At 68.7% G+C, this 11990-nt stretch carries 11 protein-coding genes; 3 read left to right on the top strand and 8 right to left on the bottom strand.

Annotated elements, in window-relative coordinates; all coding sequences use genetic code 11:
- Positions 1-294: 294 nt before the first annotated feature.
- Positions 295-987, bottom strand: coding sequence for a restriction endonuclease (locus tag OOK07_RS35445; protein ID WP_406312881.1), 693 nt, complete (start codon positions 985-987; stop codon positions 295-297).
- A 472-nt stretch (positions 988-1459) separates the two neighbouring features.
- Here OOK07_RS35445 and OOK07_RS35440 point away from each other — a divergent pair, with 472 nt between their 5' ends.
- A complete protein-coding gene (locus tag OOK07_RS35440) occupies positions 1460-3145 on the top strand; it encodes a ribonuclease J (RefSeq protein WP_266685887.1) in 1686 nt (561 codons plus the stop codon).
- A 510-nt stretch (positions 3146-3655) separates the two neighbouring features.
- On the opposite strand, the gene OOK07_RS35435 is transcribed toward OOK07_RS35440, so the two are convergent.
- Together OOK07_RS35435 and OOK07_RS35430 are read right to left on the bottom strand one after the other, a co-directional pair.
- Positions 3656-3859, bottom strand: a complete 204-nt coding sequence (locus OOK07_RS35435; protein WP_030052720.1) for a cold-shock protein — start codon at positions 3857-3859, stop codon at positions 3656-3658.
- A 242-nt stretch (positions 3860-4101) separates the two neighbouring features.
- A complete protein-coding gene (locus tag OOK07_RS35430) occupies positions 4102-4440 on the bottom strand; it encodes a MerR family transcriptional regulator (RefSeq protein WP_031144137.1) in 339 nt (112 codons plus the stop codon).
- 1058 nt (positions 4441-5498) lie between these two features.
- Between OOK07_RS35430 and OOK07_RS35425 the strand changes: the two genes are divergently transcribed.
- Positions 5499-5858, top strand: coding sequence for a hypothetical protein (locus tag OOK07_RS35425; protein ID WP_266685886.1), 360 nt, complete (start codon positions 5499-5501; stop codon positions 5856-5858).
- Between the two features lie 103 nt (positions 5859-5961).
- Here OOK07_RS35425 and OOK07_RS35420 read toward each other — a convergent pair whose 3' ends face one another.
- The 4 genes from OOK07_RS35420 to OOK07_RS35405 form a co-directional block, all read right to left on the bottom strand.
- Entirely contained in the window at positions 5962-6270 is a 309-nt protein-coding gene (locus OOK07_RS35420) for an SCO5918 family protein (protein ID WP_266685884.1), read from the bottom strand.
- A gap of 51 nt (positions 6271-6321) precedes the next feature.
- Positions 6322-6726, bottom strand: a complete 405-nt coding sequence (locus OOK07_RS35415; RefSeq protein ID WP_266800548.1) for a CBS domain-containing protein — start codon at positions 6724-6726, stop codon at positions 6322-6324.
- A gap of 46 nt (positions 6727-6772) precedes the next feature.
- Positions 6773-8278: a DEAD/DEAH box helicase gene (locus tag OOK07_RS35410; protein WP_266685882.1), complete on the bottom strand. Its 1506-nt coding sequence runs from the start codon at positions 8276-8278 to the stop codon at positions 6773-6775.
- A 343-nt stretch (positions 8279-8621) separates the two neighbouring features.
- Positions 8622-8825, bottom strand: a complete 204-nt coding sequence (locus OOK07_RS35405) for a cold-shock protein (RefSeq protein ID WP_023586116.1) — start codon at positions 8823-8825, stop codon at positions 8622-8624.
- A 546-nt stretch (positions 8826-9371) separates the two neighbouring features.
- Here OOK07_RS35405 and OOK07_RS35400 point away from each other — a divergent pair.
- Positions 9372-9842, top strand: a complete 471-nt coding sequence (locus OOK07_RS35400; RefSeq protein ID WP_266802141.1) for a DIP1984 family protein — start codon at positions 9372-9374, stop codon at positions 9840-9842.
- Between the two features lie 620 nt (positions 9843-10462).
- On the opposite strand, the gene OOK07_RS35395 is transcribed toward OOK07_RS35400, so the two are convergent.
- Positions 10463-11974 (bottom strand): serine hydrolase domain-containing protein, encoded by a 1512-nt coding sequence (locus tag OOK07_RS35395; RefSeq protein ID WP_266800546.1) that lies wholly within the window; start codon positions 11972-11974, stop codon positions 10463-10465.
- Positions 11975-11990: the final 16 nt, after the last annotated feature.

Below are 11990 nucleotides of genomic sequence, written 5' to 3'. Positions count from 1 at the left end.
GATCCGCCGCTCGTAGTGGTCCTGAGTACCCGAGTCGATCCGCAGGCGGGTGAACACGGTGCGGCGCGGCGCAGCGTTGGCCTGACGGTCGCCGCCGCGGGTGAGGCGACGGAACCGCCCGCGTCCCGAGGAACACCGAGTCCTACGGCTTGCCGAACAGTGGGTCCGACAAAGCCGGCCAAGCCAGAATCCGCAGGTGCCAGAGTGCAGCAGTCCCCGTGTTTCCAGGAGGCGTCCAACAGCACGCGACTGGGCACGCATCAACCGAAGCGCGCTTTCAACTCCCCTTGAACATCAGGCCGGCGAGTTCCGCTTCGTTCTGCCGTCGCCAAGCCCACCGAGCACAATCAATGTCTCCAGATGGGCCCCTTTGACCCAGGAACCGAGCAGGTCCCGGTGCAGGGGCACGATGTTCTGCCGCAGCGCCAGCCCTTGCGCGGCTTTGGTGAACGTACGGCAGGTGGTGACGAAGACTGCGACGTCCGCGCCGTGCTCAAGGCGGGCGGTGCCCACGAACTTCTGCATGTCCTGCGAGGACACGCTGCGCTCGGGTGCGTACTTCTTGCACTGAACGACCAGTTTGCGGCCGTCCGGGAAGTAGCCGATGACGTCGGCGCCCAGGTCACCGCTCTTGCCGCTGACGACGACCTTCGTGCAGCCGTCCCGGCGGCACAGGTCGGCGATGTAAGCCTCGAAGTCCTGCCAGGACAGAGCATCGACCTCCCTCATCGACAGCTCACGCGCCTTCGCCTCCTCCTGCGCCCGCCACTGTCGGTCCTGGCCCACCGCGTCCGAGTGCGCGCGCCACAACCCCCAGCCGGCCCCGGCCACCACGATCACACCGAGCGCGACCACAAGGACCGGCCACACCGCAGCCCAGTGCCCCACCAGCCACACCACCGCGGCCACCGCCGCGACGCTGCTCCAGCCCTGTAAGTGCCGGCGCGTACGCTTCCGCAACCGCCGACGCCGTCGTTGTGTCGCCATGGCTCCCCCCGCTCCCCCACCCCACCGTCCTTGGTCTGCAGTGTGAAAGCCCCGCCCCGTCGCGGCAAGAGGGCCAGGCCGCGCCAGAGCGGCGCATGCCGGCCGGTACCGGCGGGTGCGTCAGCGGACCGGCAGGTGCGTGGCACAGGTCCCCGAGCGCGGGGCAGTCGCGCCCGCGCCGCTCTTGCCGGACTCGCGTGCCGCAAGGGCGGCGTAGACAATGCCGTAGTACCGCAGGGGCCCTACCGGCCGGGGCGGCACCGGATGGAGCTTCGCCTTCGGCTCCGATCCCGCTCTGTTGGACCAGCGGCGTTTTTTCGTCGGCCCGGCCGGGGCCGCCACCGGGGAGACTCGTGAAATGAGCCGAAAATTTCAGGGGCACCCGTCGCGATGCAGCCCCTCGTCCGCCGAGAAGCAGAGACATCGCCCAGGCAATGGATCACGCTTTCCAGCTCTCCGGTAGCGTCAAGGTATGAGCCATCCGCATCCAGAGCTGAAATCCGCCCCGCCGCTGCCCGAGGGAGGGCTGAGGATCGTCGCGCTCGGCGGTCTGGGTGAGATCGGCCGCAACATGACCGTCTTCGAGTACGCCGGCAAGCTGCTCATCGTCGACTGCGGCGTGCTGTTCCCCGAAGAGACCCAGCCCGGCGTGGACGTGATCCTTCCGGACTTCACCTCGATCCGGGACCGGCTGGACGACATCGTGGCGGTGGTCCTCACCCACGGCCACGAGGACCACATCGGCGGCGTGCCGTATCTGCTGCGCGAGCGGCGGGACATTCCCGTTGTCGGCTCGAAGCTGACGCTGGCGTTCCTGGAGGCCAAGCTCAAGGAACACGGCATCCGGCCGCGCACGGTGCGGGTGCGGGAGGGCGACCGGCGCGGCTTCGGGCCCTTCGACTGCGAGTTCGTGGCCGTCAATCACTCCATCCCGGACAGCCTCGCGGTCGCGATCCGCACCGGCGCCGGGATGGTGCTGCACACCGGCGACTTCAAGATGGACCAGTTCCCTCTCGACGATCGCATCACCGACCTGCGCGCCTTCGCCCGCCTCGGCGAGGAGGGCGTGGACCTGTTCCTCACCGACTCCACCAACGCCGAAGTTCCCGGATTCACGACCTCCGAGCGTGAGCTGAACCCGGCGATCGAGCAGGTGATGCGCACCGCGCCGCGCCGGGTCATCGTCTCCAGCTTCGCCAGCCATGTGCACCGCATCCAGCAGGTCCTGGACGCCGCCCACCAGCACGGCCGCAAGGTCGCCTTCGTCGGCCGGTCGATGGTCCGCAACATGGGCATCGCCCGTGACCTGGGCTATCTGAAGGTCCCGTCGGGTCTGGTCGTGAGCACGAAGGAGCTGGAGAAGCTCCCGGACCACAAGATCACTCTGGTGTGCACCGGCTCCCAGGGCGAGCCGATGGCCGCCCTGTCACGGATGGCGAACCGCGACCACCAGATCCGCATCGGCAAGGGCGACACCGTCCTGCTCGCCAGCTCCCTCATCCCCGGCAACGAGAACGCCATCTACCGAGTGATCAACGGACTCACCCGGTGGGGCGCCCACGTGGTCCACAAGGGCAACGCCAAGGTCCACGTCTCCGGACACGCCAGCGCCGGCGAGCTCGTGTACTGCTACAACATCGTCAAACCCCGAAACGTCATGCCCGTGCACGGCGAATGGCGCCACCTGCGGGCCAACGGCGACCTCGCCATCCGTACGGGTGTCGACCCCGACCGGGTCGTCATCGCCGAGGACGGTGTCGTCGTCGACCTCGTCGACGGGCGCGCGTCCATCACCGGCAAGGTTCCCGCCGGCAACGTCTACGTGGACGGCATGGAAGTCGGCGGTGCCACCGAAGCTTCCCTCAAGGACCGCCTCACCCTCGCCGCCGAAGGCGTGGTCACGGTGGTGGCGATCGTCGACGCGGACACCGGCGCCCTCGCCGAGGCCCCGGACTTCCTGGCCCGCGGCTTCGTCCACGACGACACCACCTTCGAGCCGGTCATCCCCGTCATCGAGAAGACCCTGGCCACCGCGGCCGAGGAAGGCGTCGGGGACGCGCGCCAACTCGAACAACTCGTCGCCCGAGCAGTGGCGAACTGGGCCTTCCGCACCCACCGCCGCAGGCCCCTCGTCATCCCCGTCATCATCGACGCCTGAGCCACGGCCCGGCAGCGCGGTCGCCGGTGCCGGTCGCGGTCCCGCCAGCACCGCGGCCGGGCACGGGAGTCAGCAGCCACCCCGGCATACCGGGGTGGCAACGCGCTCCACGTGATGAGTCATCGGGACACGCCCCAAGGAGAACCATCTGACCCTCTGTCACCATGCCCCGCATCTCGGGGGAACCACAGTCACGCAGCCTCGGCCTGACCGGTTCGGCCCGTTCGGCCGGTTCGGCCGGTTCAGCCGGTTCGGCCACGTTCCATCGAGAGCAACAACCGAGTGAGCCCCCTCCCCCGCATGGTCGCCTGGTGACGTTCCCCGGCAGGAGAGAGCATCGCCCTGGCCCGGCGGGTCCTGTCGGCCGTCGATGAGATGCCTCCCGTGCCCGGCGACACTGTCGCCCGGCCCGACACGAGAGCAGGCACCTTCATCCAGTGGGCGGCAGGGCCCGCCCGGGGGGCGGCCACGGGACGCGGCGTGCGCGATCCCTCGGGCAGGTCTGCGAGGTCAGGCCAGGTTGATGTTCTCGGCCTGCGGACCCTTCTGGCCCTGGGTGACGTCGAACGTCACGGCCTGGCCCTCCTGCAGCTCACGAAAGCCCGTGGAGTTGATCGCGGAGTAGTGCGCGAAGACATCCGGGCCGCCGCCGTCCTGGGCGATGAAGCCGAAGCCCTTTTCCGCGTTGAACCACTTCACAGTTCCCGTAGCCATGGTCATGCCTTCCAGTCGATGAACGCCTTCCACTCCAGTGGCAGGCGGAGGTGATCGTCCTGGTCCCTGCGGCACAGCACAGCAAAACGCCCACACCATAGGCGTGGGCAAGAGGGAATTCCGAACCACGACAGCCGACGCAGACGCTACACGCCCACTCACCGCGTCACCAGAGGGAACGATCATGCCGCACACCGGGACCGTGAGTGCGGTGCCCGCCGACGCTGACGGGCACGCTCATCTCATGCTGCTGCCGTTGGGTTCGCTGATTCGGCGGCACGGCGATATTCGGCGTTGAGGCGCTGGGCTTCCTCGAGCTGGTCTTCGAGGATGACGATCCGGCAGGCGGCCTCGATGGGGGTCCCGTGGTCGACGAGTTCCCGGGCGCGGGCCGCGATGCGCAACTGGTAGCGGGAGTAGCGGCGGTGGCCGCCCGCGGAACGCAGCGGTGTGATGAGACGGGCCTCGCCGATGGCGCGGAGGAAGCCCTGGGTGGTGCCGAGCATCTCGGCGGCCCGGCCCATGGTGTAGGCGGGGTAGTCGTCGTCATCGAGACGGCCGAACGTGTCGTCTGCGGTCATTGCACCTCTCTGTGGAACGCGTCGAGGGGCCCTGGCGCCGTACTGGCACCAGGGCCCCGAAGGAACAACTACACCATCTGCCGGCCCTGATACTGCACCGGCCCTCTGTTTCCGCGGACCCGACCGAGACACTGTCGGGGGCGCGGGGATCGCGGTTGCTTGACCGGAGACCACCTCACTGTCGATGTCCTGCGGTACCCGGGCCCAACACTTCCTCCCGGGCGATCCTGATGGCGCTCGGCTCCTCCGTTCTTCCCTCTTGGTCAACTACTCACCTACGGAAACTGCGAACTGCTGGTGGCCTCGAACTGCGCCACTCTTCGGCAGCCAGCCCCGTCGCCCGTCCTGCGTCTGCTCTGGCTTGGAACCCCACTGCCGAACCTCCCGGTACGCGCGCCCGCAGCCGACGCCTTCACCGGGGTACTGCTCACTGACTTCACTGCTGGGTACTGCGAACCTTCACTTACCTGTACTGCCACTGCGGTACTGCTCATGGCGGCCCCTGATCACTGCGGGCCACCCGGTCCGGTCGTCAGTCCCGTCGCCGTCCTGCAACCGCTCTGGCTTCGGGACTCCACCACCGCACCGTCCTGCCAACTACAACTGCGTCCAACTGCCCGGCAGTTCATCTCTGCCGGGCTCGCTCGATCTCGGCTACAAGAGAAACCATAACCACACCGCCACCCAATGTCTACTCCAGCCAGCACAGATTTCCGCGCGCTCGAAGATGAAGTAATCCGCCTCGACCGGTCCGCCTCAGCCAGTCCGCCTCGAACGGTCCATGGATGGCTCAAGAAGCACCGAGGCTCAGTCCGGCGCTTGCGGTGACTCACCGCCACCGATGCCATCGAGGTCCGTTCGCGACCGCAGCCGGCGCGCGCATGCGCTCTCTGGCCTGAACCGGCTGTGCTGGGGGCTTCGGCCGGCCCATGGTCACCCGCCTCGCCCACGCCACGGCGGTAATGGCCGGGTCTCAGGCGGCAAGACCGTGGCCGCCTGCCTTGCCCGATGGCACCACCACTTGGGCAGCCGGACGGTCGGCGAATATAGTCCGCGTCATGTCGAAGCCTGACGAACTGCTCGTTGACGTCGCCTCGCTGGTGGAGTCCGGGCAGAGCAATCAGATGTCCCTGACCGTGGTCACCGGTGGCGCGGTCATCACCGGCCGCCTGGCTCCTGAAGCGGTGTGGAGGCAGAGGGTGTCGGACGTGCTGAGGGATTCCGCCCGCTTGGGCGAGTTCGCCGCCGTCTTCGACGCCCCTGTGAAGGAGGACGGGCCGCCCACGCATCTGCACTTCCATGTCGCCCGGATCCTCCAGGGCACGGTGGGGATCCCGGAGACGGGCGGGATGTACCGGGTCGCGATCAAGGACGTCAACGCCTGGACCGTGGGCGACTTCAGCTACTCCGACCACTGAGCGACGGCGACGGAAACCCGTTGACCAGCAGTGTGGGCCCGACCGGCGTACCGGTCGGGCCCACACTGCTGGTCAGATGTCGGCTTGTGCCTGTTTACGCCGGTCAGACCGCGACGGGGGCGCCGAGCATCGCGGAGGCGTGCTGCAGCGAGCTGAGGATGCCCAGAGGCGCGGTCTTGGCGAGGGGGCGGCAGGTGAAGCCGAGCTGAGCCATGGCCCGGAGGACTTCGGTGGCGCTGAAGTCACGCCGGTCCTGGCGGGTGATGACCTGGCCGACCTGCTTGACGGGATAGTGACGACGGCCGATGATCACCGATTCGCCGGTGACCGGTTCGGGCTTGATGCCCTTCATCGATTCCAGCACGCCGCCCTTGGTGAGCTCGAAGGGGAAGCGGGCGATGACGCAGCGCATGTGGCCTCACAGAGGGAAAGAGGAGAACGGCCCGACCAAAGATGAGGCGGTTCAGCGACAGAGGGCGGGGATGCCCGGGGCGCCGCCTTGCTCGTCGACCACCGTCAGGACACCGGGCCGACGGGTACGGATCATGCGCTCGGCTTCGCCCATCGTGGTCACGGATGAGGTGAACGATCCACGGTCACCGAGAATGTCGCGCAGTCGGACACGGTCCGTGTAGGCGGAGCTGTCACGGACGGCGTGGAGGTCGGTTCGGGTCACCAGACCGATGCGCTGGTCGTCCTGGTCGCAGACCACCAGTCGGCCCGTGCGGGCGGCGCCCATGACGGCGAGCGCCACCTCGACGCTCATGTCGTCACAGACCTGCGGTCCGGCCGCGTCCATGACCTCAACCGCCGTCCTGGGTAGGGGGTTGACGTTCGCCGGGCGGGGCTGCGTCTGAACCAGCGTCAAAAGGTGCCTCCTGCAGAGATGGGCCGGCTTCCTGATCACGGATGTTCTAGGCCGCCGCGTCGAAGACGGACTGGCGTACGGGGGTGCGCCGGGTCGCCGAGGCGGGGCGGCGTCGCCCTCGGCCTCGGCCTCGGGAGGAGGCGCTGCGCTCGGGGCGTTCGGCCACCGGTGCGGTGATGACGACCGGGATGCCGGACGGGGCCTGGGCTCCGGTGATCCGGCTCAGGGCCTCGTCGCCCGAGCGGACCTGGGTGGTCTGCGGCCGGATTCCGGCGTCCGACATGAGGCGGACCATGCCTCGGCGCTGGTTCGGTGTGACGAGCGTGACGACGCTGCCGGACTCACCTGCGCGGGCGGTACGGCCGCCGCGGTGGAGGTAGTCCTTGTGGTCGGTCGGCGGATCGACGTTGACGACGAGGTCGAGGTTGTCGACGTGGATGCCCCGCGCCGCGACGTTGGTCGCCACCAGCACACTGACGTGACCGGTCTTGAACTGCGCCAGCGTGCGGGTGCGCTGCGGCTGCGACTTGCCCCCGTGCAGCGCGGCGGCCCGTACCCCGCTGTCGAGCAGGTGCTGGGTCAGCCGGTCGACGGCGTGCTTGGTGTCCAGGAACATGATCACGCGGCCGTCGCGGGCGGCGATCTCGGTCGTGGCGGCGTGCTTGTCGGCGCCGTGGACGTGCAGGACGTGGTGCTCCATCGTCGTGACCGCACCGGCCGACGGGTCGACCGAGTGCACGACGGGGTCGGTCAGGTAGCGGCGCACCAGCAGGTCGACGTTACGGTCCAAGGTGGCGGAGAACAGCATGCGCTGCCCCCCGGGGCGGACCTGGTCGAGCAGTGCGGTGACCTGCGGCATAAAGCCCATGTCGGCCATCTGGTCGGCCTCGTCCAGCACCGTGATGCCCACCTGGTCCAACCGGCAGTCGCCGCGGTCGATGAGGTCCTTGAGCCGTCCGGGCGTCGCGACGACGACCTCGCTACCGGTGCGCAGCGCGCCGGCCTGCCGGCTGATGGACATCCCGCCCACCACCGTGGCGAGCCGCAGCCTGACGGAACGGGCGTACGGCGTGAGCGCGTCGGTCACCTGCTGCGCCAGCTCGCGCGTCGGTACGAGGATCAGCCCCAGCGGCCGGCGGGGCTCGGCTCGCTGTCCGGCGGTGCGGGCGAGCAGGGCGAGACCGAACGCGAGGGTCTTGCCGGAACCGGTGCGCCCGCGGCCCAGGACGTCACGGCCTGCCAGGGAGTTCGGCAGCGTCGCTCCCTGGATCGGGAACGGTACGGTCACACCCTGCCTGCCGAGTTCGGCGAGCAGTTGCTCGGGCATGGCGAGATCGGCGAAGCCTTCAACGGCGGGCAGTGCGGGGGTGATCGTCCTGGGCAGCGCGAACTCACCCCGCACCGGGGCGGACTGGCGGCCGTAACCGCCGGAACGGGCAGGGCCGTTGGAACGGCGCGGCGCCTGCGAGCCGAAGCGACTGCCGCCCTTTCCGGCGTCGGCATTGCCGTGACGGGCGCGGGCGGGGCGGTCGTTCGCGTATGTGCGGTTCATGCGGAACCTTCCTCGATGTGGCACATATCAAGGAATTCCCGCAGCGATGAGCGGCATGGAGAATTACAAGTATGGACCGGCGGTAAAAGAAAGCGGGTCTGGCCGGCGGAGAACTCCGCGACCCAGGTACTGAAATGAGTGACGCGATGGGGACGTAAGATCCGGGCGTCTACTGCGGTGCAGCTCTTCAGGATGCGCCTGCATCTCTGAAGGAGGAGCCGCGTGTGGTGGGACTGCGGATTCCTCCGAGTCGTCCCGCGGGTGAAACCGCTGCGGGAGATGCGTGCAGCTGGGGCCCGCACCCCGAAGGATGCGGGCCCCAGCTACAGATGGTGCGTGAGCGTCAGGCGGGAACGATGTTCTCGGCCGTCGGGCCCTTCTGGCCCTGCGCGATGTCGAAGGTCACCTTCTGGCCTTCGAGCAGCTCACGGAAGCCCTGCGCCGCAATGTTCGAGTAGTGGGCGAACACGTCTGCGCCGCCACCGTCCTGCTCGATGAAGCCGAAGCCCTTTTCCGCGTTGAACCACTTCACGGTACCAGCAGCCATGCCATATCTCCTTTGGGGGTGCACCGGCATCCGCACAGTGCGAACGCCGTGTCGCCGCGATGATTACCCCGTCCGGAAATGACCGGAAATGCAAAAGCGCTCCCGACCGGCAGAAGCCTGGTGGGGCACTTGAAGTTTTTGGGAACCACAACTGCAACTGAGATCGACAGTAGCACGCCGCAACGGCCCGTGTGCGCTGGATAATTCCACTCTGCTCTTCACGGCAAAAACTCCCACTGCGCGGTCCGTCAAAATCTGATCTCTCGGGCACAGATACTGAGGCGCGCGGCTTTCACAAATACACCGCTCGCGACTGAGTGGCGTCTTCGTCCTCGCGGGACGACTCCACAGCGCCTGGGGCAGCACAGGAGCGGTGCCCGGTGCCGGCCGTGCTGTGAGCGGCGCCGGGTCGCGCGCTGTGTTCCGGAACCGGTGAGCGAGGCACTCCAGTGGCTGGTCAGAGCTGCGGTGGACCAAAATCCAGGTGCGTATGAGCCGGTTCGCGCTCGTATACTCGTGCGGCTCATGGAGGGGGAGGTGGAGACAGTGAAGCTTGCTGAGGCACTGGCAGAACGTGCGGAGGCGACGCGCCGTGTGGAACAGCTGCGAGCGCGTGTCGTCAGCAGTGCGCGGTACCAGGAAGGGGAAACGCCCGCCGAGGACGCGGCTCAGCTGCTGGCTGAAGCCGGTGGGGTGCTGGACGCTCTGGAAACGTTGATCCGGCGGATCAACCGGACCAACGCCACCGTGGAGATGGGTCCGGACGGCACGCTCACCGATGCCCTCGCACGTCGGGATGTCCTGCGGTTGCGTCATTCTGTGATCTCCGCGGCTGCGGACGCCGCGGCGGGTCAGGGCGAGCGGGGATACGGCCGGCAGCTTCGGTCCGAGCTGATGATGCTTTCCGCGCTTCCGGTCGCGGAACTGCGCGGTCAGGCGGACGCCCTCGCCAGGGAGATCCGCGAGGTCGATGTGCGGATCCAGCGTACGAACTGGGAGGTCGATCTGCTGGACTGAGTAGTCCGGCAGGCTGGATTGATGTGGAGCAGGTAGCAGCTTCGGAGGCGTGCACACACCGAGGGCCGGCGGTTTTCCAGCCCACTCCTGGCGCGTGAAGAGCAACGCGGGGGTTCGACTCCCCGATTAACCGTGCAGCTCAGCACCGCGTACAGGTAAAGGTGCACATCGCACAGCACATCACCACGTGCAGATCCGAGGCGGCGAGGGCGGGTTCGGGGCTTTCCACATCTCAGCACCATGGAGACGGCGATCTCCGGCGGATACGGTTGGCGGTTCTGGGGGGCGCTCCTCCATCTGTCGCGAACGAGACGTCCGCGAAATCCAGGTCGCTTGAGAGCGCCCGGCCACCGGCGGTCGCGTACGACCGGGCAACCGCGCAGGTCAGCAGCCCCACCACGCGCCGGACGCAGTGCGACGGGACACGAGTCGTCCTGTCGCGTTCCAGCCGACGTCGTCCTGCCGCGTTCCAGCCGGCGGATTCTCATTCGACGTCGCCGAAACAAGCCCGCTGGCCCAGACGCGCGGAGAAGCACGAGCGGAGTACTGGGGCCGACCGGTATCCGGGGGTACGGCAGGGGCACCCCCGGTCGTACCCCCGGACACACGCGCGCAGGTGCCTAGGCGGACTTGGCGGTCGCCCGGACGCCGAAGTGGACGTACCGGCTGCCGTCGGCGAGGGCGTAGAACACGACGGGTATCCATGCGTCCTTCTCGTTGCGGCGGCCGGCGAACACCGTCTTCGCCGGTGTGTGCGAGACCGGGGTCAGGTGCCAGACCAGCGGGTCGAAGGTGCCCGCCAGGCCGTCCGCGCCCTCGTACCTCAGCCGTAGTGTCCCCGGGGCGCCGTCGCCGTCGGCGATGGTCATGAGGAAGCCCTCGCGCCTGTAGCTGCCGAGGAACGGCTCCGTCTCCACGGCCAGGGGTTCGGCGGCCGGCGCGAACCCGGGCGTGGTGACCCCGGCGAGTTCGGCGCAGAGCTCGCGGCAGAGCGTCTCGAAGACCTTGGGCGCGGCGCCGCCGCCGTTGGTCAGCAGGGCGATGGCGAGGCCCCCCTCCGGGATGGCGCGCAGGTAGGCGAGCTGACCGAAGGTGCTGCCGTCGTGGCCGAAGCCGCGCGCGCCGTCCCACTCGAACAGGCCCCAGCCCAGGCCCCAGTGGGCGCCGAGGAACCACTCGTCGGGCATCTCGACCTCGCGGGTCAGCATCGCGTCGACCACTCCGGCCGGCAGCACCCGGATGCCGTCCGGCGCGGCGCCGTCGTCCATGAAGGCCCGGGCGAACCGGGCCACGTCGGCGGCGGTCGCGCAGATCCCGCCGTACGGGCCGGCCGAGCGCGGCAGCATGTTCCAGAGCGGGGTGGGGACGGGGCTCTCGCCCGGCTCGCCCATGTGCCCCATGGCTGCGCGGAAGCGCAGCACCTCCTCGGGCAGGGTCATGGTGTGCTCCAGCCCGAGCGGGACGAGGAGCAGTTCCTTGAGCGCCTCGTCCCAGGTCTGGCCGGTCAACACTTCGACGATCCGGCCGAGGACGTTGTAGGCGGTGCTGGAGTACGACATGGTGACGCCGGGCGTGTTGGTCAGTCCGACGGTCCGTACGCCCTCGATGTAGCGGGCCAGGCAGTCGTCGCCCCGGCCGGTGTCGTTGACGTAGTCGCCCTCGATGCCGCTGGTGTGGTTGAGCAGCTGGCGCGGCGTGATCGTCCGGGTGGCCTCTGCGTCGGCGACCGCGAAGTCCGGCAGGACGTCCGCGACCGGCGCATCGAGGTCCAGCTTCCCGGCGTCGGCGAGCAGGACCACCATGGCGGCGGTGTAGCCCTTGCTGACGGAGCCGATCTGGAACACGGAGTCCGGGGTCACCGCGACGCCGGTGCCGGTGTGCAGGACGCCGGCGGCCAGTTCCTGGATCTCGCCGCCGGCGAGCACGGCCAGGGCGGCGCCGGGGATGTGGTGGGTGGCGAGGAGCTCGCCGAGCCGGGCCTGCCAGCGGGCGGTGTCGAAGGACGGAGCGCCGTCGCTCACGCCCAGCGCACGGTTGACCGTACGGGCCACGTCGCGGTCGGTCTGTTCCAGGATCTTGGCCACCTCCTGGTCGACGACCCTCGACACTTCCTGGCGCAGGTGTTCCGACATGCTGTCTCCCTCGTGG

It is taken from the genome of Streptomyces sp. NBC_00078, assembly GCF_026343335.1.
Lineage (GTDB): Bacteria > Actinomycetota > Actinomycetes > Streptomycetales > Streptomycetaceae > Streptomyces.
This window is presented reverse-complemented; position numbering and strand designations above follow the sequence as displayed.